The organism is Dactylosporangium sp. NBC_01737 (genome assembly GCF_035963215.1).
In the GTDB taxonomy this organism is placed as follows: Bacteria; Actinomycetota; Actinomycetes; order Mycobacteriales; family Micromonosporaceae; genus Dactylosporangium.
Genome location: NZ_CP109153.1, coordinates 11,581,754 through 11,603,882, shown reverse-complemented (window position 1 = coordinate 11,603,882; position 22,129 = coordinate 11,581,754). Strand labels below are relative to the sequence as shown.

The window sequence follows — 22,129 nt, the reverse complement described above, 5'->3', positions numbered from 1 at the left end:
GAGACCCCGGCACTCGGGTGTGCCGGGGTCCGTCGGTCGAACGTGGTGGCGGGACCGCTCAGCCGAGCCTTCGCTCCAGCAGCTCGAGCAGGTCCGGCGGCGCTTCCAGGAACGTGTAGTGGGTGCCCTTGAGGATCTCCTTCTCGGTGGGCGCCCAGTCGATCCAGCCGGTCATCAGGTGGTGCGGCACCTCGACGTCGGCGTCCCAGCCGATCGCGGTGATCTGCCCGGGGACGGTGCCGGCCGGGCGCCGGTACACCCGGTTGGCCTCGACGTCGGCCTCCATCACGTCGATGAACAGGTCGACGAGCTCCTCGGCCTGCGCGGCGGCGCCCATCGCGGTCAGCAGCCCGGCGATCTCGGCCCGCAGCCCGGCCTCGTCCAGGCCGAGGAAGCGTCCCCACGGGCCGTCCTGCGGCGCGACCTGACTGGACATGAAGATCTGCCGGGGCCCCGGCAGGCCGCGCTCGGCGGCCTGGATCACCAGCTCGAACGCCGGCAGCGCGCCGCCGCAGTGTCCGAACACCGCATACGGGCGGGCGGTGACGATGTCGCCGACGTCGTCCAGCATCGCCTTGGCCAGGTCCTGGTAGGTGCCGAAGTGCGGCTCCCGCATCCGGTTCTCCCGCCACGGCAGCTGCAGCGGGACGACCTCGGCCGGGCCGATGCTGCCCGGCCAGGCCCGGTACATGGAGGCGCCGCAGCCTGAGTACGGCATGGCCAGCAGGAGCATCTCGGCGTCGGCGGACGGCTCGTTGAGGAACCAGCGCCGCTGCTGCGGGTCCATCACGCCTTCTCCCCGATCACCACGCCGTTCGCGCCCGGCGAGTCGAACCGGACCGTGCGGACCCGGGCGCACCCGGCGTCGCGCAGCCAGCCTCCGTACTCCGCCGCCGTGTAGTTGCGTCCCCAGGTGCCGACCAGCATGTTCATGCTCATCAGCGCCGCGTCGACCGGCCCGGACTTGTCGTCGTCCACCAGCAGCTCGCTGATCAGCAGCGTGCCGCCGGACGGCAGCGCGTCCAGGCAACCGGCGATGAGCTTGCGGTTCTGCGCCTCGTCCCAGTCGTGCAGGATCATCGACAGCAGCACGGCGTCGTGCCCGGACGGGATCGGGTCGGCGAAGAAGTCTGCCGGCACGGTGCCGATCCGCTCCGACAGGCCGGCCGTGCCGATGCGCTCCCGGGCCAGCCCGCACACGTGCGGCAGGTCCAGTACGGTGCCGTGGAGGTGCTCGTACCGCCGGTGCAACTCGATCAGCGTGGCCCCGGCGCCACCACCGACGTCGAGGATGCGCCGCACGCCGGAGAGGTCCACGGCGGCGGCCAGGCTGCGAGCGGTGAGGGTGGAGAACGCGAAGAGCCCGTCCCAGAACGACTGCGGGCGGTTGCCCTCCTCGAACATGTTGCGGTCGGGGTCGGGCACCGGCTTGGTGGGCGCGTCGGTGCGCACCGCCTCGGTGGCCCGCAGCCAGCCGGGCGCGGTGTACCTGGCCACCATCTGCACGTAGTCGGCGAAGTAGTCGGGCCGCCCCGGCACCAGGTACCGGTCGGCGACGGCGCCGTTGTAGTAGCGGCCGTCGCGCAGCTCCAGCAGCCCCAATGCCGCGCAGGCGGTCAGCAGGATCTCGGCGGGCCGCGCCCCGACGCCGATCCGGTCGGCCAGCTCGGGCGCGGTGGCGCCGCCGTCGGCGAGGGTCTCGAACAGGCCCGTCTCGATCGCGGCGGTCAGCGTCTGCGACCGCCACAGGCCGGTGGCCAGGTCGATCAGCAGCGTGGGCGGCGGCGCGGTGTCGGCGTGAACGATCATCTCAGCGCTCCTCCCCGGTGCGGAAGCGCACCGGCACCTGGTCGAACATGATGTGCCGGCCGTTCTCGAAGTGCAGCTCGCTGGGCCCGTCCAGGTCGAACACCGGCAGCTCGGCCAGCTCGTCCAGCACCGCGGCGAACTCGGCCCGGGCCAGGTGCACGCCCATGCAGTGGTGGATGCCGTGGCCGAAGCTCAGGTGCTGGTGCGAGTTGCCGCGGTCCGGGTCGAACTCGTCGGGCGACGGGAACTTCTCCGGGTCCCGGTTGGCCGCGTCGAACAGCAGCACCACCCGGGCGCCGGCGGGGATGACGGTGCCGGCGACGGCGACCTCGCGGGTCGTGATCCGGGTGAACCGGTCGGTGGGGCACCAGCGGCGCAGCGCCTCCTCGGCGACGGCCGCGCGCAGCTGCGGCTCGCGGCGCAACCGCAGCTGCAGCGCCGGATCCCGGCCCAGCGTGTGCACCAGCCGGGTGATCGAGTTCATCGTGTTGTCGTGCCCGGCGACGCAGAAGCTGACGATGATCGAGTACAGCTCCTCGTCCGGCAACGGCCTGCCGTCGCGCCGCATCGCGGCGAGTTTGGCGATGTAGCCGCCGTCGGGCTCGCGCCGCACCCGCTCGATCTCCTCGGCGAGGATGTCGTGGAACGCGGGCCAGAACTTGCTCGCGTCGTTGTCGGTCGAGATGTACGCCCACATCGTCTTCGTCGCCTCGCGGACCCGGCTGCGGCAGGCGTCGGACAGCCCGAACGCCACGCCCAGCACCTCGATCGCGAACGGCTCGGCGAGCTCGGCCATCAGGTCGCCGTGCCCGCGCCCGGCCACCGGCGCCAGCAGCCGGGCGGCGATGCGCCGCAGCTGCGGTTCGAGGCCCCCGATCGCCTCGCGGGTCACCGGGTCGGCCATCCGGTCCCGGATGTCGCGCTGCTGCGGCGGGTCGTAGTCGATCGGCGAGAACATCGGCATGCCCTCGGCGCGGGGGAAGTGCACGCCGCGCGCCGAGCTGTAGGTCTGCCAGTCGGTGAGGGCGGCGCGCACGTCCTCGTAGCGCGACAGGATCCAGATGCCGCCGTATGCGGGCGACCAGGTCACCCCCCTGTCACGGATCGCGCTGTTCACCAGCGGTGCGGTCTGCGGAGTGTATTCGGGGTCGTGGTGGTCGAACGCGGTCACCAACCTGTCGGTAGCGTCCGCGGACTGCGTGGTCACGGCAGCATCCATGCCAGCCTCCAAGCCGGGTCCTTGCGGTTGTCGTTTCGGCGGCGGTACGGGTGACGCTCAGCGACGCCGCGGGGTGATCGGGGGGAGCGAGGGTGCCGTGGCACCGGCGCTGCCGTCCGCCGGGATCAGCTGCGCCAGGCCGCTGACCGTCGGGTCGGTCACCAGGTCGTTCATCTCGATCCGGGTGCCGAGGTCCTGCTCGATGTGGCCCTGCAACGTGGCCAGCAGCAGCGAGTCCCCGCCGAGCTCCAGGAAGTTGTCGTCCGCGCCGACCCGGTCGATGTGCAGCAGGTCGGCGAACAGCCGGGCAAGCTCGGTCTCCGCCCCGGGCGCGGGCGCCCGCCAGGCGCGGGCCGGCCGGCCGCGGGCCCAGTCCGTCGGGGGCAGCCGGCGGCGGTCGATCTTGTTCGAGGTGTTCAGGGGCAGCTCGTCGAGCTGCACATAGGCGACCGGGACCATCCAGTCCGGCAGCCGCTCCATGGCGTAGTTGCGCAGCTCCAGCGGCAGGATGTCGCGTTCGGCGACGAAGCAGGCCACCAGGCGCCGCTGATCGCCGTCCATCGTCGGCACCACCGCGACCTGGCCGACTCCCGGGTGCCGGCCGAGCACCCAGTCGACGTCACCGAGCTCGACGCGGTGGCCGCGGATCTTCACGATGTCGTCGATGCGGCCGTGGTGCTCGAGGATGCCGTCGGGGCGGAACCGGCCGGCGTCACCGGAGCGGTAGATGCGGCTGCCCGGCGCGCCGAACGGGTTGGGCCGGAACCGGTCCGCGGTCTGCGCCGGGTCGTCCAGGTAGCCCAGGCTCAGGCAGTCCGAGTCGATCCACACCTCGCCGATGCCGTCGCCGACCGGGGTCAGGCCGTCATCCTCGAGGAGGTGGACGGCGACCCCGTCGATCGGGCGGCCCACCGGCGGGGCGGTCTCGCGGTCCGCGTCGGTGGCCGTGGACGGGGTCAGCCTCCGGGGCCACGGGTGGCAGGAGTTGGCGATCTGGAACGCCTCGAGGCTGCCGTAGGACACGGCGACCTCGAACGGCAGGTCCGCCGGGCCCCACCGGTTGAGCCGGTCCCCGCCGAGGGTGAGCAGCCGCAGGTCGCACTCGCGCGGCCAGGGCAGGTTCTGCAGCACCTCCCCGACGGGGGTGATCACGAAGCTCGTGGTGATCCGCTCGGCGAGGAGCCAGTCGCGCAACGCGGGCGGGGAGGCGATCACGTCGTGGTCGCCGATCACGATCTGCGCGCCCTGCCAGAGCAGGCCGCCGACCTCGTGGATGGCGATCCCGGCGCCGGCGGCACCGAGCCAGGACCCGCGGTCGGCGGCGGTGGTGGCGTTGATGGTGGCGCTGCGACCCGCGCTGAGCGCGAGCCAGGAGTGCTGGGCGAGGACGATCTTCGCCGCGCCGGAGGAGCCCGAGGTGAACATCGCGTAGGCGAGCTCCTCCGGTCGCGCCGCGGGCCGCGGGTCCGGCAGCTCCTCCCGGACCGGGACGCCCGCGTCGAGGGTCACCACGGGCAGCCCCGCGGGTCCGGGCGGCGTCGGGTTGCCGCCGCCCGGGCAGGGGGCACGGGCAGGCCCACCGGCACGGGCGGCACCTCGCCGGCGTCCGGGCAGTGGGCCGCGGCCACCACCGCGGCCGGACGCCCCGCATCGATCGCCCGGTTGAACCGCTCGACCGGCACGGCCGGGTCCAGCGGCATGCAGACCCCGCCGGCCTTGAGGCAGCCGAGCATGCCGACCACCCACTCGACGGAGCGGCCCAGGAACATGGCGACCATGTCGCCGCGCCGCACCCCCAGCACCGCGAGGTCGTGGGCGAGCTGGTTGGCCTGCTGGTTGAGCTCGTGGTAGGTCAGCGCCCGGTCCCCGTGCCGCACGGCCGGGGCCTGCGGGGTGGTGCGGGCGAACTCCTCGATCCGGGAGACCAGCGTCGTGTCCGTGCCGGTCTCCCGGACCGCCGGGGCGTCCTGCTGGGTAAGCATGGCTTCCTCTCGGTCACTGCGGGGCGGCCGGGACGACCACTCGCATGTCCTCCGGGACGTCGTCGTGCAGCCTCTGCACCTTGCCGGCCACGACCCACAGCAGGGCGAGCACGGCCAGCGCGGCGGCCAGGTAGAACGCGGCGACGTTGTTGACCGTCACGGCGACCAGGCTGCCCAGCAGCGGCCCGGCGGCGTTGGCGCCCCAGACGAACGGCAGGGCGACGCCACCGACGCGGCCCATCGCCTGCGGCGGTGTGGCCTTCTGGATCAGGGTCATGACACCGACGTTGCCCACCGGCGTGGTGAACGACGAGATGCCCTGCGAGATGATCAGGATGATGACGGCGGTCGTCGTGTTGCCGAACTGCGCGAAGGGCAGCAGCAGGAACGCCACCACCAGCATCGAGTGGGTCAGCAGCAGCGTGCGGCCCATGCCGAGGCGCTCGTTGATCCGCCGGGACAGGATCGCGCCGAGGATGACCGGCGTGCCACCGATACCGAGGACCAGACCGATCTGCGTGGCGCTGAGCTCGAGGTCCTGGTAGCCGAACACGATGATCATCGCGAGGACCATGGACACGGCCGTGTTGCCGAAGGTGGCCATCAGTGTCAGGAAGCGCAGCAGCCGGTTGCCGAAGGTCATCGTCACGCCGCCGCGCAGGTCCGCGAGGGTGGCCTTCACACCGCCCGGGCGGGGCTGCGGCGCCGGCTCGCGGAACTTCACGAACATCAGGCTGAGCCCGGCGAGCAGGTAGGTGATGGCGTCGGCGGTGATGGCCCGCGCGGCGCCGAGCGCGCCGACCAGCGCGCCACCGGCGCTCCGGCCGAAGATGAGCGCGACGGAGCGGCTCAGCTGGGTCTTGGCGTTGCCGTCGACCAGGTCCTCCCGCGGCAGCAGCTGCGGCAGGTACGCCTGATAGGCGAGCTGGAAGACGACGTCGAAGACGCCCTTGAGCACCGCCGCCACGTACAGGTGCTGGATCGTCAGCCCGTCCAGCGCCCAGAGCAGCGGCAGTGAGCCGAGGATGAGGAACCGGGCGAGGTTGGCGACCTGCATCAGCATCCGCCGGTTGAGGCGGTCGGTGAGCACGCCCATCACGGGGGCGAGCAGCACGAACGGGATCCACTGCAGCGCGATCAGCAGACCGACGCCGAGCGCGCCCTCACCGAAGACGAGGACCGCGAGCGAGGGCAGGGCGATGACGCTGATCTCGCTGCCCAGCAGGCTGATCGACTCGCCGCCCCAGACCAGGGAGAAGTCGCGGTTGCGCAGCACCGAGGGCCGGCGCTCGCCACCACCTCCGGCGGTGGGTGTCGCGGTGCCGGAGGGACCGGGGGGCGCCTTGGGGGAGACCCCTGCGGGACGCGCGGCCCGTGTGGTTGCTGTCCTGTTTTGCGAGTTTGTTGAGGTCATGCCCCATGGCTCCTCTGCAGGAATTGGTGCTCGGGTGTGTTGTGTCTTCGCGGTCGACATCGAGTCTTCGGACCACACACCACAACTGCCGACGGCCTCACCGTACAACTGGACCGCAGACAGCGCATCTTCAGAGCAGCGAAGCCACCCGAACCGGTCACCCATGCGCAATGACTGCATAGTGAGTTACCGTATCTGCATGAGAGACTTTGAAGACTTCATGCCTCTCGCGGTCATCCAGGAGCACTTCTGGTCCTCGGACGGATCGGCGGCGGAGCAGGCGCCGCTGACCGAGTGCGTGGCGCTGGCGGTGCCGGCCCCGCTGGACCCGGCGGCCCTGCACACCGCGGTGCGCGCGCTGCTGTCCCGCCACGAGATCCTCCGCAGCGCCATGCGGGTGCACGACGGCGCACCGGGCCAGGTCGTGCTGCCGGTCCCGGACCCGCTGCCGGTGACCGAGCTCGACCTGCCGGCCCGCGAGGCCGACACCGACGCCGCCGCGGACCGCGACCGGGAGCTGACCCGGTTCGCCGGGGCGGGCATCGACCCCGCGGCCGGCTGCGGCATCGCGTTCCTGCTGCTGCACGGCGGCGGCCCGGCCCGCGAGGACGTCCTCGCCGTGGCCGTGCATCACATCGTCGCGGACGCCACCACGGTGCGACTGCTGCTGGCGGAGCTCGCCGCGGACTACGCCGCCGCCCTCGCGGGCGCGCCGTCGCCGGTGTCCGCCCCCGAGCTGCAGTACGGCGACTTCGTGCAGTGGGAGCGCGAGGCGCTGCTGCCGACCGCCCAGGACGCCGACACCGCCTGGTGGCAGGAGACCCTGCGGGACGCGCCGACCAGCCTGGACGTGCGCCCGGACCGGCCGCGCCGCCCATCCGGCGCGGGGTCGGCGGGCGCATCGAGTTCGTCCTGCCCGGCGTCGACGGCCCCGCGCTGCGCCGCGCCGCGCGGGAGCTGCCGTGCTCGCCGTACGCGCTGTGCCTGGCCGGGTGGGCCGCGACGATCTCCCGCTCCACCGGTCGCGACGACCTGATCCTCGGGGTGCTCGCCGCGAACCGCGGCGTGCCGCAGCTGGAGTCGCTGATCGGGCAGGTGTCCAACACCGTCCCGTTGCGCCTGGACCTCGGCGGTACGCCGGACCTCGCCGAGACGGTGGCACGCTGCTCGGTGCGGGTCGCGTCGGCCATCGAGCACGTCCGGCTGCCCTTTACCCGGATCGTGCACGCCGTGGCCGCCCCGCGCCCCACCGACCGGACCCCGCTCATCCAGCACCTGTTCCTGCCCCGCGTCGACGCCGTCGGCGAGCTGAGCCTCGGCGGGCACCCGGTGCGGGTCCTGGACGTCGAGCGCGGCCGCGGCCGCTTCGACACCGTCGCCGAGATCGAGTTCGCAGGCGAGCAGGTCCGGCTGTGGCTGGAGTACGACGGCGACCTCTACACCCCCGCCGGGGTCCGCGCGCTCGTCGAGGACTACGCCAGGGTGCTGCGGCAGTGGCTGGAGCGGCCCACGCTGCGGCTGAACGAACTGGACCTGCACGCACCCGACCCGGCGCCGATCGGCACCGGCGCCACGGACGGCGGGCCGGCCGAGGAACTGCGCATCGACCTGCCCGACGGCACGCCGGTCACCCTCGGCCTGGACCGTACCCGTGGGGCGGAGCACTGGCCGGTGCTGACGGGACTGTCCGGTGCGCGCGCCGAGGACCTGCGGCTGGAGCCCGGACTGTCGGCGCACCAGCCCGCCGCGCTGCTGCTGGCCGAGGCGCCGACCGGGCTCACCGCCCGCCGCGACGCGCGGGGGCGGCTGGAGATCGTGGACGGGCTGCCCGCACCCGAGGCGGACACCGCGACGCCGGACACCGGCAGGGCCGCGGCCGGGCCGGACCGGCTGCTGGACCTGGTCATCGAGCTCTGGGCGCAGGCCCTGGAGCACCCCGGGATCGCCCCGGACGACGACTTCTTCGCCTGCGGCGGGCACTCGCTGCTCGCCACCCGGCTCGTTGCCGACATCCAGGAGGCGCTCGGGGTGCGGGTCCGGGTGCGGACACTGTTCGAGAATCCCACCCCGGCCGAGCTGACCGCCGCCGTGCGCGCCGCCAACCCGGAGATCGACGGCATGCTGGAGCTGGTGGCCGGGCTGCCGGAGGCAGAGGAGCCGGCCTCCGAGGAGCCCGCCGTCGCCGGCGCACCCGACGTCGCGGTGGACGTGCCGCTGCTGTCAGGGCAGCGCCAGCTGTGGCTGGCCGAGCAGGCCGACCCGGGCTCACTGACCCACACCATCCCGCTGGTGCTGGACCTGACCGGGCCGCTGCGGCCGGACGCGTTCGCCGCCGCCGTCAACGACGTGGTCGCGCACCAGCCGGGCCTGCGCGGCACGTTCGTCGAGGTCGACGGCCGGCCGGTGCAGCGCATCCAGCCGCACGCCGGGATCGACGTGCCGGTGCACGACCTGACCGGCCTGGACCCCTCCGGGCGCGAGGCGGAGCGGGAGCGGCTCGAACACGAGATCGCGTACACCGGGTTCGACATCACCCGCGGGCCGCTGCTGCAGGCCCGGATCGTCCGGCTCGAACCGGACCGGCATCAGGTGCAGCTGCTGTTCCACCACCTGGTCACCGACGAGGTGTCGATGACGCTGCTGATGCAGGGGTTGAGCACCGCGTACGAGGCCCGGGCCGCCGGGCGGGCGCCGGTCCTGCCCCGCCACGAGGTCGACTTCGCCACCCTGGCGCGCGCCGAGCAGGACCTGCTGGACGGTCCCGAGGGGGAGCGGCTGCGCCGGTTCTGGGCCCGCGAGCTGGCCGGCGCGTCGGCGCTGCGGCTGGCCACCGACCATCCGCGCGGCGACCGGGCGCGCTTCCGGGGCGAGTTCCTGGAGCGGCCCGTGTCCACCGCCGCGGCCGGCGCGCTGCGGGAGCTGGCGACCGCTGGGCGCACCACGCCGTTCACGGTGTTCTGCGCCGCGGTCTCGGTGCTGCTGCACCGGCTCAGCGGCCAGGACGACATCGTGATCGGCATCCCCACCGCGAACCGTACCCAGCGCGGCGCCGAGCAACTGGTCGGCTGCTTCCTCAACGTGATCCCGATCCGCCTGGACCTGTCGGGCAACCCGCGCTTCGACGAACTGGTGCAGCGGGTCGGTGCGGCCGTGCTGCGCGCCTACGAGCACCAGCAGGCGCCGTTCGCCGACATCGTGCAGACCGTCGCGCCGCAGCGGGTCACCGGGATGCACCCGATCTACCAGGTCACCTGCGAGCTGCAGCTGGAATCGTGGATGCCGGCCAGCTTCGCGGGGCTGGGCTGCGAGTACCGGTTCATCTCCCACGGCACGGCCCGCTACGACATGGCCTTCCACGGGCTGCTGCGCCCGTCCGGGCTGTCGGCGATGCTGGAACTGAACACGGACCTGTGGGACCACGCGTCCGGCTACCAGCGCATCGACCAGGTGCTGGAGATCATCGCGGCGGTGGCGGGCGCGCCCCGCACCCCGATCGGCGACCTGGACGGAGTGCGTCACGCTGCGTGAGTGTCCGGTCGCAGACTTCCTCGCGTCGGCGCGCGTCGTCTTCGGAGCGTCACTCGACGGGTGACCTCGTTCAAGATTCGACGCAGTATAGTATTGCCTGGGTGGCTGCGCCACTCGGCGGCACCCGACACGCACTTTTTCCTCGGAACGCCGGGGAGCGCAACAGAATAAAGGCGGTCTCCATGAATAGCGATCAGGAGTACGTTGAAACGCACTACACGGTCAAGATCGTGGCTGAGAGCCCGGACGGCGACAAGATGCCCGCCACCATCACCGCCCGCGTCCGGATCAACCAGAATCTCGAGGCGCAGGTCGTCGAGCTGTCCGTGATGGCGCCCGAAGGCGGCGCCCTGCCGACCAACGCCGCCCGGTCGATCGACTTCGACATGCTGGCCCGCTCGCTGAGCAGCGCCGTCGCCGCGACCGTCCTCAGCGGCACGCCCGCCGCCGCCGAGGAGCAGCAGCCGCCCGCCCGCCGCGCCAAGCCCGACCGGCCCTACCGGCGCATGCCCGACCCCGAGCTGGTGGCCGCGGAGCTGCGCCGCACCGGCAGCGTCGGCCAGCTCGCCCGGCACTTCGACGTCCCCCGCTACACCGCCCAGGCGTGGGTGGACCGGCTGCGCCGCAACGGCGTGCTGGAGTTCTTCGACACCTGATCGTGGACCTGCAGAGTCATGCAGACACTGGGATACTGAAGCCATGACGCAGCAACTTGGACCCTACATCGAGCATCTCGGTCTGCAGTTCGAGCAGGTCGGTCCGGACCAGGTGGTCGCGGCCTGGTCGGCCCGCAGTGACCTGCTGCAGCCGCACGGGATCCTGCACGGCGGGGTGCACTGCGCGGTCGTCGAGTCCGTCGCGAGCGTTGCCGCCGACCGCTGGCTCGGCGACAAGGGCACCGTGGTCGGCGTCAGCAACGCCACCGACTTCTACGCGCCGGTGACCGCGGCCAACGGCCGGCTCACCTCGACGGCGGTGCCGGTGCACCGCGGCGCCACCCAGCAGGTCTGGACGGTGGAGACCCTCGACGCCGCGGGCAACCTCGTCGCCCGGGGCCAGGTCCGGCTGCAGAACCTGCGCTGATCCCGTTCGAGGGAACCGGCACCGACCCCGCGGCCGCCGTTCTATGGTGCAGACATCTGAGTCATCGTCCTCAACCGACGGGAGCCGCGGATGATCTGGCGCGCCGAAGTGGTCGACCAGCTCGACCTCTACTGGCAGATGCACCTGGCGCCCAGACTGGCCGGCCTCACCGACGACGAGTACTTCTGGGAGCCGGTGAAGGACTGCTGGTCGCTGCGGACCGCCGCCGACGGCAAGGCCACCCTCGACGGGATGGGCGAGGTCCCCGATCCGCCGCCGGTGACCACGATCGCGTGGCGCATGACCCACGTCGCCTTCCACGTGCTCGGCATCCGCAGCAGCGCCCACTTCGGCGACGGCTCGCTGACCATGGACACCGCGCGGCTGCCGGTCACCGCCGAGGACGCCGTCGCCACCCTGGAGCGGCACTACCGTGGTTGGCGTGACGCCGTGGCCGGCCTAGACGGCGCGGCGCTTGCCCGCTCGATCGGCGAGGCCGAGGGCGAGTGGGCGAAGCGGCCGATGGCGACCCTGATGCTGCACGTCAACCGCGAGGTCATGCACCACGGCGCGGAGATCTGCCTGCTGCGTGACCTGTACCGCGCCAACTTCTCCTGACGCTCAGGCGACGCGGACCTTCAGCCCGCTCACGCCGTTGGCCTTGCCGACGTGCGTGGCCTCCTTCTGCAGGTCCTTCACCGGCAGCGTGACGCCGTCGAACGGGGTGACGACGAGCTCCTTGCCGTCGATCTCCCACACCGCCTCGACCTTGCCGTCGACCACGACGATCGGGGAGATCCAGCCGGCGGCGCGGCTCACCTTCGTGCGGTGCTTCGGCTCCACCAGCACCTCGTCCTTCGTGCCAGGGCCGAGGACGTACTGGTCGAAGTGGCCGAGCAGCTTGATCCCCGAGCACTGCGCGGCGTCGGCGAGCTCGTCGGCGTGCTCGGTCAGGATCAGCGCCTTGCGGCCCTCGACGTCGACCTCGGTGAGCTTGTCCTCCAGGTCCGCGAACCACCTGCGCAGCTTCGGCTTGCTGGTGCTGTTGAGCGTCAGCCAGCGGTCGAAGGTGTCCATCGGGGCGGGACCGTAGGCGCCCAGGTAGGCCGCGATCGCGGTGCGGGCGGCGTCGTCGGGCTCCGGGATGCCCTTCCAGTCGGATCCGAACTTCTTCGCCGGCGACGTGAACGTGATCTTGTTGCCCTGGTTGACGCCGTGGCACAGGGCGCCCCGCCAGGCCAGGGGCTTGAGCACCGAGCCCCAGCCGGACCGCAGCCGCTCCTCCATGCTCTTGAACCGCTTGTCGGCGATGAGCTTGGTGACCAGCTGGTCGCGGGTCAGCTCGGCGCCGTCCTCCAGGATTGCGGCGACCTCATCGGTCAGCTCGTCGACCTGCTTCGGGCTGACGCCGGACGCCTTCGTCCAGGACGGCTTGAGCCAGCTGCCCGCGTCCGCCATCAGCGACAGGAAGGCGCCGGCGTCCTGCGGGCGCAGCAGGTGCAGCGTGCCGCGCATCGCCCAGGTCTTCATCAGCGTGAGGTCGGCGACGTCGCGGTCCACGGCGTCGCCGTCGGGTGTCGTCTGGCGCAGCGCGACGGCCAGCTCGGCGGCGCTCCACACCTGCGCCTGCACACCACACAGTCTTGCGACGATCTCGCTGGCGCTGCGCTTCGTGCGCGGGTCCACGTATTGGCGCTGCATGCGCCAAGTGGCGACCTGTTTCCAGGTGACTTTCACGTCGCCCCCTTTGCAGTCAATCTCACCCTATACCGAGTCCACATACCCGGCAGCAGACGCGACGAAGCTCCCGCCGCACGGGGCGGGAGCTTCGTCGCATCCGCGCTCAGCCCGTGTCGGCCGTCCTGGCCTCCAGGGTGTCGCGCTTCGAGGCGGGACGGCTCCACCGTCGCATGATGGGCCGCTCCACGAACGTGTACAGCGCCCAGGCGAGCACGAGGCTGGTGACGATCGTCAGCCCCGCATACGTGAGCACGGTGCCCCACGTGGTGGGTGCGTCGGCCGGGTTCGCACCCCAGGTCGGGGAGTGCCGGCCGATCCAGCCGTAGACCACGACGAGCCAGTGCACCAGGTACAGCGCGAAGGAGATCTCACCGAGGAAGATCATCGGCCGGCTGCCGAGCGAGCTGCCGGTGCCGTTGATGTCGCGATTGGCGGCGGCACCCACCAGGAAGACGAGCGGCAGGGCGGACACCATCACGAAACCGGCGATGGGCGGGGTGGCGCCACCGGCGGCGACGGCACCGACGGCGGCGACGGACAGCGCCACGGGCAGCGGCCAGCGCTTCACCCAGCGGCCGTTGATGACGATCAGCGCGGTGAACATGCCCAGCACGAACTCCAGCATCCGCACCGGCGGGAAGAACGTCATGAACCACATGTGCAGCCAGGGCAGGCCGGTGCCGCGGTGGGTCCCGCCGGCGGGCAGCAGCAGCGCCACGAAGGGCACGGCGACGATCGCGGCGAACGTGAACCAGAAGCCGCGCCAGAGCCGCTCGGGGCGCACCCGGCGCAGCAGGTTCAGCACCATCGGGAAGGCCAGGTAGAACAGCAGCTCACAGGACAGCGACCAGGTGGGCGTGTTGTTCCACAGGTTGAACAGCAGCTGCTGGTCGGGGATCCAGGCGTGCACCAGGAACAGCGTGGCCAGGGTGTCGCGGGTCGACAGCGCCTGCGCAAAGGTGACCGCGAGCAGCACCGCGGCGAGCAGCGTCACCAGATGGTTGGGGTAGATCTTGAAGAACCGCCGGCGCCAGAACTGCGGCACTGTGTCGCTCTCCCGGGCGACCCAGGTCAGCACGAAACCGCTCAGGATGAAGAAGAACGACACCCCGACGGAGCCGAAGCCGTAGAAGACGTGGATCAGGAAGACCTGGTCCTTGGCGACGTTCGGCAGCAGGTTGATGCCGACGTGGCAGAGCACGACGAGGAACGCCGCGATGAACCGCAGGCCGGTGAGGGAGTGCAGCTTCTCCTTGCGCCGCTCCGCCTCGGTGACCGGCCCTACGGGGGCTTGTACGGTTGTTGCCACCTCACTACCTCCGACTCTCGCCTCGATGGGGGTTCCGGTTCTCGGTGTCACTTCGCACCTCCACCGGTCTCGGCGGCGGGCGCGAGCTCGCCGGCCAGTTCGCGGACCACGGTCGCCTGGTAGAAGTTGCGCACCGGCAGGCGCCGGCCCTGCTCGGCGTCGATCAGGTCGATCACCTCCATGGCCGTCAGTGACGTGCCGCCGAGGGCGAAGAAGTCGTCGTCGGGGGACACCTCACGGTCGAGCTTGAGCACCCGGCGGAACACGCTCCGCACGTACTGGATGCGGTCCTCGTCGTGGATCAGGGCCGTGGTGGCCATCGTCATCACCTCGTCCTCGTGGCGGCGGCCCCATGGCGCGCCGGTCGCTCGTTCTGGTCGTGGGCGAGCAGCTGCCGTGCGGCGTCCACCACCGCGGCGGTGCTCACCCCGTGCGCGGCGAGGGCGTCGCGCTGGCTGGCCACGCGGGCGCCGGGGGTGCCCCGCACCGCGAGCCGCCGCATCGGCACGGCCAGGTCGGCCGACGCCACCTCGGCGGCGGCGTCGCCCATGCCGCCCTGCGGCCGGTGCTCCTCCACCGTCACCACCCCGGCGCGGCCGCGGCAGCCCGCGAGGAGCCCGTCACGGTCCAGCGGGTGCAGCGTGTGCAGCTCCAGGACCTGCGCGGCGATGCCGTCGCCGGCGAGGTCGTCGGCGGCCTCGAGCGCGAACAGCAGCGGCAGCGGACCGGTCGCCACGATCGTGACGTCGGTGCCGTCGCGCAGGACCCTGGCACGGCCGAGCCGGAAGTCGGGCGCCGGGCCCGGCGGCACCGGCGTGGCCGAGCGGCCCAGCCGCAGGTACGCGGGGCCGGGCAGCTCGTGCAGCTGCCGGGTGGCGGCGCCGATCTGGCGCCCGTCGCCCGGGACGACGACCGCCAGCTCCGCCAGCGCGCGGGCGACGGCCAGGTCCTCCAGCGCGAAGTGGGTGGTGCCGAAGTGCGCGGCGGACAGCCCGCCGTGCGTGGCGATCACCCGCACCGGCAGCCGGTTGCCGACCACGTCGAGCTTCAGGAACTCCGCCGCGCGCATGGTGGCGAAGGTCGCCATGGTGTGCACGTACGGGATGAAGCCGCGGCTGGCGAGCCCTGCGGCCACCGTCATCAGGTTCGCCTCGGCGATGCCGATGTTGACGTACTGGTCGGGGAACTGCTCGGCGAACGTGTCCTCCAGGCCGCCGGTGTCGGAGTCCAGGCAGATCACCCGCGGGTCGGCGGCGGCCAGCTCCAGCAGCGCCTCGCGGTACGCCGTGCGGGGATCCGGGCCGAGGACGGCCTCGGCGGTTTCGGCCACGGCGGTCACGACGCACCTCCCGCCGGGGGCCGGCCGATCGCGGCGAGGGCGCGCTGCACCAGCGCCGGCTTGAGCTTGGCGTAGTGCCCGGCGACCCGCTGCTCCAGGAACGGCACCCCGCGGCCCTTCACGGTCCGGGCGATCACGACGACCGGCCCGTCCGCGGACGGCAGCAGCGCCTCGCGCAGCGCCGGCAGGTCGTGCCCGTCGACGGCGCGTGCCTGCCACCCGAAGGCCTCGAACTTGGCGTCGAGGGGCTCCAGTCCGACGGTCTCCTCGGTGCGGCCGGTGATCTGCAGCCCGTTGCGGTCCACGGCCGCGACGAGGCCCGGCAGCCTGCGGTGGCCGGCCAGCAGCGCGGCCTCCCAGACGCTGCCTTCCTGCAGCTCGCCGTCGCCGAGGACGGTGTACACGCGCCGGTCGCCGCCGCGCAGCTGCTCGGCGAGTGCGAGACCCACGGAGAGGCCGAGCCCGTGGCCCAGCGAGCCGGTGGCGAACTCGACGCCGGGCAGGTCGTACCGCGGGTGCCCGAACAGCCGGCTGCCGGGCTGGGCGTAACCGTCCAGCTCGTCCGCCGGGAAGCGGCCGAGCTGGCTCAGCGCGCTGTACAGCGCGGGCGCGGCATGGCCCTTGCTGAGCACGAAGGAGTCGCCCGGGCGCAGCAGTTCCGCGTGCAGCACGGCCATGAGGTCGGCGCAGGACAGGCTGCCGCCGGCGTGCGCGCCCTCGGGCCCGCCGGCCATCCGGATGATGTCCTGCCGGATGCGCCTGGCCATGGACGCCGCGTCCAGCGCCGGGTCTGAAGCCGCCGGGTCTGAGGCCGCCGGGTCCTGTGCCGGTTCGAGCGTTGCCGCGGGGGAGTGCGGCGGGCCTGTCGTGGTCGGCACGGCCATGTCTGGCTCCCTTCGAGGTGGGATGTCGGGCTGGGTCGGGTCGGGCGGGTCAGCCTCGGCGCAGCACCTCCCGCCAGCCCGGGGCGGGCCGGGAGCCGGCCATCCGGCGGATGAGGTCGAAGTGCTGCCAGACCTTCTCGAAGGCGTCGGCGTAGCGCTGCAGCAGCGGCCCGGCGTCGGGGTCCAGGTGCCGGCGCTGCAGGCACAGCGAGCCGTCCACGACGTCGGCGGTCACCGGGAAGCGCTCGGCCACCCGGTCCAGCGCGGCGTCCTCGGACAGCCCGGCCGGCCGGAACGCGGGGTGCGCGGGCAGCGGCGCGACCTGCCACTGGGAGACCGGCACGCCCTCGGCGCGCAGCGCCCGGTGCAGGGCAGCGCGCAGCCCGGCGCGGTGCTCCGGGTCCAGGCCGAGCTCCTCCGGCTCGGGCATCAGGCGCAGGATGTGCCAGGAGTGCGTGCGGCCGGCGGGTGCCCGCGGCACGTGCAGCCCGGGCAGCTGCTCCAGCCGGTCCAGGAAGGCGCGGATGCCGGGCTCGCGCCGGCGGGTGTCGTCGTGGAAGCGCGCCAGCTGGGAGCGGGTGAACGCGGCCGCGACCGGCGCCATGCGGGCGTTGAGCGCGGTGCGGTGGGAGATGTACGTGCGCGCGCCGGTCGGTGCCAGCTCGCCGAAGTTGCGCAGCCGCACGAGCTGCTCGTGCAGGCCGTCGTCGTCGGTGGTGACGAGCCCGCCCTCGCCGCAGGTCGGCAGGTTCTTGTGAGGGTGCAGGCTGAAGCAGCCGGCGGTGCCGAGCGCGCCGGCCCGCTCGCCGTCCAGCTGCGTGCCGTGCGCCTGGGCGGCGTCCTCGACGACCGGGACGTCCAGCCGGGCGGCCAGCCGGTTCAGCGCGTGCATGTCCGCGGGCAGGCCGTGCAGGTGCACCGGCAGCAGCGCCGCGGTGCGCGGGCCGGCGGCCTCGGCGGTGGAGTGCGGGTCCATCGTGTACGTGTAGGTGTCCGGCTCGATGTCGGCGAACACCGCTGTGCCGCCCGCCGCGTGCACGGCGTGGGCGGTCGCGTTCATGGTCAGGGCCGGGACGATCACCTCGTCGCCGGGGCCGATGCCGCACGCGCGCAGGGCGACGTGCAGCGCGGCGGTGCCGGAGGCGACGGCGACGCAGTGGCGCACCCCGGTGGCCTGGGCCCATGACGCCTCCAGCCGGCCGACCTCCGGCTCGCCGGGCGAGGCGGCGTTGAGCTGCCCGCTGCGCAGGACCCGGAGCACCGCCTGCTCATCGGCCTCGGTGACGATCGGCCAGACGCCACCGGCGCTGTCCTTGGGCACGGCCCTGGGGCCGCCGAGCAGGGCCAGCTGCCCGTCGGCACGGGCAGCCGGTGGACGGCTCGCGGTGCGGGTCGTCTCAGACATGGGTGTGCACCTCCGGGCGGGCGATTCGCGCAGACACTCGACAGACAAAATGTAGACTGTTTGTGTCACTAGTGCAGTATTGCTGCCTTGACAACATAGCCTCGACGGCCAGCATTGTCCTGGTCGAGGGCGTCCGCAACTCGATCTTCACGGTCCGCACGTGTCGTACGGATGCGCCAAAAGCCTTGTGTAGCAGCACTTTCCGCGCACCGATCCATTCCCGCGACCGTCGGCTCCAATGATCGGCACTGATCTGTTGGGCATCGGGAAGAGATGGTCTCCCGAGGTGTGCACTCGTGAAGCATGTGTTAGCTTCTGCAGTGTTGGACAGACAGTAATCACACAATCTGCTGGAGGCAACTATGACTGTTGCTGTGACTGTGCAGTGCCCCGAGTGTGCGGGTGCCGTCCCTGTTTCCGACGAACTGATGGTCGCCGAGATCGTGATCTGCCAGCACTGTTCGAGCGAGCTCGAAGTGGTGGCGACCGGGCCCGTGGTCCTCGCGCTGGCCCCCGAGGTCGAAGAGGACTGGGGCGAGTAACCGGACACGACGACCACGAGCTGGAAGGAGCTGTCCGGTGAAGGTGAGTGTTCTCGGCGCGGCCGGATACACCGGCGGGGAGTTGCTCCGCCTGGTGCACACCCACCCCGAGCTCGACCTGGTGCAGGCCGTCTCGCGACGGCACGCCGGCCGCCCCGTCGCGGAGGTGCACCCGAACCTGCACCATCTCGGGCTGACCTTTCAGCCGCCGCAGGACCTGAGCCCGGTGGACACCGCCTTCCTGGCGCTGCCGTCGGGAGCCTCCGCCGAGGTGGAGGCGGGCGTCGCGGAGGTCGCCGGGACGATCGTCGATCTGAGCCCGGACTTCCGCTTCGGCGCCGGCTCGGCGTCCGGTGAGATCTACCGGACCGGGCTGCCCGAGCTGTACGCCGACGAGCTTCCCGGCGCTGCACGCATCAGCGTCCCCGGGTGCATGGCGACCGCCGCCGTGCTCGCCCTGGCCCCGCTGCAGCGGGCCGGCCTGGTCTCCGGCGACGTCGTGGTGGACGCCCGGACCGGCTCGTCGGGCTCCGGCGCCGAGCCGGGACCCGCCTCGCACCACGCGGAGCGCGGGCACGCCTTCCGGGTCTACCGACCCACCGGGCACCGGCACGAGACCGAGATCGCCGCGCTCGCCGGAGTACGGCCGCGGATGACCGTGACGGCCGTCCCGGCGGTGCGCGGCGTGCAGGTGATCTGCCACGTCACGCCGCCGGAGCCGGTCACCAGGCGGGACGTGCTGCGGGTGCTGCAGCAGGAGTACCGCGACCGCCCGTTCGTCCGGGTGGTGGCCCGCAGCCGCGGCGTGCACCGGATGCCGGACCCGCAGTTCCTGTCGGGCACCAACTTCACCGACGTCGGCTGCGCGGTCGACGAGGACGGCGGCCGCATCGTCGTGGTGGCCGCGCTGGACAACCTGGTCAAGGGCGCCGCCGGCGGTGGCGTGCAGAGCCTGAACGTGGCCCGCGGCCTGCCCGAGGACGCAGGACTGGAGTTCCCGGGCCTGCATCCCTCCTGACCGCCGCAGGCCGGGACGGACACGGACATGACGGGAGGTGAGTGGGCAACATGGCACAGGACAACAGTCGGGACCGGGCGGGTGGCTCGATCCCCGACGGGGTGATCGTGGTCAAGATCGGCGGCGGGTCCGACCCCGCCGCGGTGCTGGACGAGGTCGCGGAGCTGGCCGCCGCCGGCCTGCCGACGGTGCTGGTGCACGGCGGTGGCGCCGCCGCCGACGAGCTGGCCGACCAGCTCGGCGTGGAGCGCGAGGTGATCCGGTCGCCGGACGGCACGCACAGCCGTCGCACCGACGAGCCGATGCTCGAGGTCATCACCATGGCCCTGCTCGGGCAGGTGAAGCCGGAACTGGTCAGCGGCCTGCGGGCGCGCGGCGCCCGCGCGGTCGGCCTCAGCGGCGCCGACGGTGAGATGCTGACCGCGAAGCGCAAGCCGGCGATCCGGTCCGTGCAGGACGGGCGGACCGTGTTGATCCGCGACGACCGCTCCGGCCAGATCGAGCGGGTCGACCCGACCTCGGTCCAGGCGGTGCTGGAGCACGGCGACGTCCCCGTGGTGTCGCCGCCTGCCAGCGACGCCGAGGGACACCTGCTCAACGTCGACGCCGATGAGACCGCGGCCCGGCTCGCCGTGGCCCTGGACGCCTCGGCGCTGGTGCTGCTCACCGACGTGAGCGGGGTGCTCGCGGACCCCGCCGACCCCTCGACGAAGCTCGCGGAGGTCGGCCCGGAGCACCTGGAGGGCGACATCGTGCAAGGGCGGATGCGGCACAAGGTCCGCGCCGGGCTGCGGGCCAGCCGGACCGTCGAGCAGGTCGCCATCGCCTCCGCACAGCAGGCACAGCCGATCCGGCAGGCCCTCGAAGGGACCGGAACCTTCGTCAGCGAAGGGGACCGGGATGCTTGACCGGCAGCAGATCGAGGACTACCCGGCGTGGCTGCTGCGCGCCGCACTGAGCATCCCGTCGGTGTCCGGGCAGGAACTGCCGCTCGCGGGGTTCCTGGCCGAGCAGCTGGACACACTGGGCTTCGACGCGCACGTCGACGAGGTCGGCAACGTGCACGGCGTGATCGGCCCCAGCGGCGGACCCACCGTGATGCTGCTCGGCCACATCGACACCGTTCCCGGGTACGTGCCGGTCTGCCAGGTCGGTGACCTGCTGTACGGCCGCGGCTCGGTGGACGCCAAGGGCTCCTTCGTCACGATGATCTGCGCCGCGGCGCGCAGCAGCGAGGTGCGGGTCCACGTCGTCGGCGCGGTCGGCGAGGAGGTTGCCGGTGGGCGCGGCGCCCGGCACGTGATGGACACCGTGCCCCGCCCGGCGGCCGTGGTGATCGGCGAGCCGAGTGGCTGGGACGGGGTCTGCCTGGGTTACAAAGGGCGCATCGGCCTCGGGTACGAGATGCACCAGCCGCCGCTGCACACCAGCAGCCCGGAGCCGACCGCGGTGGAACGCGCCGCCCGCTTCGCCCACGACGTGCAGGACTACCTGCGGGGGCTGTCGGCGGAGCATGACCCGGACCCGGTCGCGTTCGGCGTCGCCGCCGGCACCCTCACCCGGCTCTGCGGCGACCTCGCCGACGCCGAGGCGTTCCTGACCTGCCGGGTGCCGCCCGGCTTCGACTTCGCGGCCCTGGAGCGTTTCGCCCGCAGCCGCACGCACAGCCGGATCTGGGTGGACGAGCGGGTGCCCGGGGTGACCCGGACCCGGTCGGATCCCGTGGTGAGCCAGCTGCGCGCGGCGATCGCCGCGCAGGGTGCCCGCCCGACGTTCAAGCGCAAGGCCGGCACCTCCGACATGAACACCCTCGACCCGTGGGGCGTGCCGATGGCCGCGTACGGGCCCGGGGACGCCCACCTGGACCACACGACCGACGAACACATCCCGATCAGCGAGCTGTACCGCGCGATCGACGTCCTCACGTGCGCCCTGCCCCGGCTCGGCCGGCAGCTCGCCGGGGTGACGTCCCGCCCGCTCCAGCCGGCGCTCGAACCGGCACTGGCCGGGTCCAATCCACTGGAGGCATGATGTTGCTCGACGGGAACGTCGCCCTGATCACTGGCGCGGCCCGGGCGCTGGGTCGCTCCCACGCGCTGACCTTCGCCCGCGAGGGCGCCGATCTGATCCTGGTCGACCACTGCGATCCGGACGCCGGGCCCTACCCGATGTCCGGGCGGCGCGAGCTGGAGGAGACCGCCGACTCGTGCCGGCGCTTCGGCAGCCGGGTGCTGACCGGTGTCGCCGACGTCCGCGACCAGTCCAATGTGGACAAGGTGGTCGACGAGGGCCTCGACGAGTTCGGCCGGATCGACGTGCTGCTCAACAACGCCGGCGTGCTCGGCCCGGGTGGGGTCCGCGCGCACGAGCTGACCGAGGAGCAGTGGCAGCTGGCGCTGGACGTCAACCTCAGCGGCACCTGGCGGTGCTGCCGGTCGGTGCTGCCGCACATGGTCGGGCAGGGCGGCGGGCGGATCGTGAACACCGCGTCGACCGGCGGCAAGGTCGCCTTCGAGATGTACGCCAACTACGTCGCCTCCAAGCACGGCGTGATCGGGCTGACCAAGTCGATCGCGCTGGAGTACGGCCGGCACGGCGTGCGCGCCAACGCCGTCTGCCCGAGCACCGTCGCCGACGACGCCGAGCTGGGCACCCGCAGCACCCGCGCGGTCGCCGAGGCCCTCGGGTCCGCACTGGACGACTACGAGGTGAAGTCCGCGTCCCTGCACGCGATCGGCCGGCTGGTCACCGCCGCCGAGGTGTCCGCCGCCTGCCTGTGGCTGGCGAGCCCGAACTCCGGCGGCGTCACCGGCACCGAGCTGGTGGTCGACGGCGGCTTCACCGCCCGCTGAACCGG

At 72.6% G+C, this 22,129-nt stretch carries 21 protein-coding genes and 1 pseudogene; 10 read left to right on the top strand and 12 right to left on the bottom strand.

All coding sequences use genetic code 11. From position 1 onward, the window contains the following. Positions 1-58 precede the first annotated feature (58 nt). The 6 genes from OHA72_RS53480 to OHA72_RS53455 all read right to left on the bottom strand — a co-directional run bounded on the left by OHA72_RS53480 (position 59) and on the right by OHA72_RS53455 (position 6,286). Positions 59-787: a thioesterase II family protein gene (locus OHA72_RS53480; protein WP_327011833.1), complete on the bottom strand. Its 729-nt coding sequence runs from the start codon at positions 785-787 to the stop codon at positions 59-61. Further along, positions 787-1,809, bottom strand: a complete 1,023-nt coding sequence (locus OHA72_RS53475) for a methyltransferase (RefSeq protein WP_327003800.1) — start codon at positions 1,807-1,809, stop codon at positions 787-789. Before OHA72_RS53475 ends, OHA72_RS53480 begins: the two co-directional genes overlap by 1 nt. A 1-nt stretch (position 1,810) precedes the next feature. Then, positions 1,811-2,980, bottom strand: coding sequence for a cytochrome P450 (locus OHA72_RS53470; protein WP_327003799.1), 1,170 nt, complete (start codon positions 2,978-2,980; stop codon positions 1,811-1,813). Between the two features lie 105 nt (positions 2,981-3,085). After that, the gene (locus tag OHA72_RS53465; RefSeq protein ID WP_327003798.1) at positions 3,086-4,537 is read right to left on the bottom strand and encodes a non-ribosomal peptide synthetase; all 1,452 of its coding nucleotides are present in this window, start codon (positions 4,535-4,537) and stop codon (positions 3,086-3,088) included. After that, the gene (locus OHA72_RS53460; RefSeq protein ID WP_327003797.1) at positions 4,534-5,010 is read right to left on the bottom strand and encodes an AMP-binding protein; all 477 of its coding nucleotides are present in this window, start codon (positions 5,008-5,010) and stop codon (positions 4,534-4,536) included. Before OHA72_RS53460 ends, OHA72_RS53465 begins: the two co-directional genes overlap by 4 nt. A 13-nt stretch (positions 5,011-5,023) precedes the next feature. Continuing rightward, a complete protein-coding gene (locus OHA72_RS53455) occupies positions 5,024-6,286 on the bottom strand; it encodes an MFS transporter (protein WP_327003796.1) in 1,263 nt (420 codons plus the stop codon). On the opposite strand from OHA72_RS53455, the pseudogene OHA72_RS65325 reads away from it, so the two are divergent. The 5 genes and pseudogenes from OHA72_RS65325 to OHA72_RS53430 form a co-directional block, all read left to right on the top strand. After that, positions 6,210-8,455, top strand: a pseudogene (locus tag OHA72_RS65325) (condensation domain-containing protein); the annotation flags it as partial. The gene OHA72_RS53455 and the pseudogene OHA72_RS65325 overlap by 77 nt on opposite strands. A gap of 87 nt (positions 8,456-8,542) precedes the next feature. Continuing rightward, positions 8,543-9,952 (top strand): condensation domain-containing protein, encoded by a 1,410-nt coding sequence (locus OHA72_RS65320; protein ID WP_442788784.1) that lies wholly within the window; start codon positions 8,543-8,545, stop codon positions 9,950-9,952. Between the two features lie 182 nt (positions 9,953-10,134). After that, entirely contained in the window at positions 10,135-10,608 is a 474-nt protein-coding gene (locus OHA72_RS53440) for a hypothetical protein (RefSeq protein ID WP_327003794.1), read from the top strand. 43 nt (positions 10,609-10,651) lie between these two features. After that, positions 10,652-11,035, top strand: a complete 384-nt coding sequence (locus OHA72_RS53435; protein ID WP_327003793.1) for a PaaI family thioesterase — start codon at positions 10,652-10,654, stop codon at positions 11,033-11,035. Between the two features lie 90 nt (positions 11,036-11,125). Beyond that, a complete protein-coding gene (locus tag OHA72_RS53430) occupies positions 11,126-11,653 on the top strand; it encodes a DinB family protein (protein ID WP_327003792.1) in 528 nt (175 codons plus the stop codon). Positions 11,654-11,656: 3 nt separating this feature from the next. On the opposite strand, the gene OHA72_RS53425 is transcribed toward OHA72_RS53430, so the two are convergent. From OHA72_RS53425 to OHA72_RS53400, 6 genes are all read right to left on the bottom strand, one after another. Beyond that, positions 11,657-12,772, bottom strand: a complete 1,116-nt coding sequence (locus OHA72_RS53425; protein ID WP_327003791.1) for a winged helix DNA-binding domain-containing protein — start codon at positions 12,770-12,772, stop codon at positions 11,657-11,659. 106 nt (positions 12,773-12,878) lie between these two features. Continuing rightward, positions 12,879-14,084, bottom strand: a complete 1,206-nt coding sequence (locus tag OHA72_RS53420) for an acyltransferase family protein (RefSeq protein ID WP_327003790.1) — start codon at positions 14,082-14,084, stop codon at positions 12,879-12,881. Between the two features lie 47 nt (positions 14,085-14,131). Next, positions 14,132-14,404 carry an acyl carrier protein gene (locus tag OHA72_RS53415; RefSeq protein ID WP_327003789.1) on the bottom strand — a complete coding sequence of 91 codons (273 nt, stop codon included), beginning with the start codon at positions 14,402-14,404 and terminating at the stop codon, positions 14,132-14,134. 5 nt (positions 14,405-14,409) lie between these two features. Then, on the bottom strand, positions 14,410-15,423 hold the full coding sequence (locus OHA72_RS53410; RefSeq protein ID WP_327003788.1) for a transketolase family protein: 1,014 nt from the start codon (positions 15,421-15,423) through the stop codon (positions 14,410-14,412). Then, complete coding sequence (locus tag OHA72_RS53405) at positions 15,420-16,307, bottom strand: transketolase (protein ID WP_327003787.1); 888 nt, start codon at positions 16,305-16,307, stop codon at positions 15,420-15,422. The genes OHA72_RS53410 and OHA72_RS53405 overlap by 4 nt, the downstream gene beginning before the upstream one ends. Positions 16,308-16,356: 49 nt before the next feature. Next, entirely contained in the window at positions 16,357-17,712 is a 1,356-nt protein-coding gene (locus OHA72_RS53400; RefSeq protein ID WP_327003786.1) for a DegT/DnrJ/EryC1/StrS family aminotransferase, read from the bottom strand. 362 nt (positions 17,713-18,074) lie between these two features. Between OHA72_RS53400 and OHA72_RS53395 the strand changes: the two genes are divergently transcribed. The 5 genes from OHA72_RS53395 to OHA72_RS53375 are packed head-to-tail and all read left to right on the top strand — an operon-like array spanning position 18,075 to position 22,124. Next, positions 18,075-18,254, top strand: coding sequence for a lysine biosynthesis protein LysW (locus tag OHA72_RS53395; protein ID WP_327003785.1), 180 nt, complete (start codon positions 18,075-18,077; stop codon positions 18,252-18,254). Between the two features lie 37 nt (positions 18,255-18,291). Beyond that, a complete protein-coding gene (argC, locus tag OHA72_RS53390) occupies positions 18,292-19,272 on the top strand; it encodes an N-acetyl-gamma-glutamyl-phosphate reductase (protein WP_327003784.1) in 981 nt (326 codons plus the stop codon). A gap of 50 nt (positions 19,273-19,322) precedes the next feature. Next, the gene (locus tag OHA72_RS53385) at positions 19,323-20,180 is read left to right on the top strand and encodes a [LysW]-aminoadipate kinase (RefSeq protein WP_327003783.1); all 858 of its coding nucleotides are present in this window, start codon (positions 19,323-19,325) and stop codon (positions 20,178-20,180) included. Further along, positions 20,173-21,303 (top strand): M20/M25/M40 family metallo-hydrolase, encoded by a 1,131-nt coding sequence (locus OHA72_RS53380; RefSeq protein ID WP_327003782.1) that lies wholly within the window; start codon positions 20,173-20,175, stop codon positions 21,301-21,303. The genes OHA72_RS53385 and OHA72_RS53380 overlap by 8 nt, the downstream gene beginning before the upstream one ends. Then, complete coding sequence (locus OHA72_RS53375) at positions 21,300-22,124, top strand: SDR family oxidoreductase (RefSeq protein WP_327003781.1); 825 nt, start codon at positions 21,300-21,302, stop codon at positions 22,122-22,124. Before OHA72_RS53380 ends, OHA72_RS53375 begins: the two co-directional genes overlap by 4 nt. Positions 22,125-22,129 lie beyond the last annotated feature (5 nt).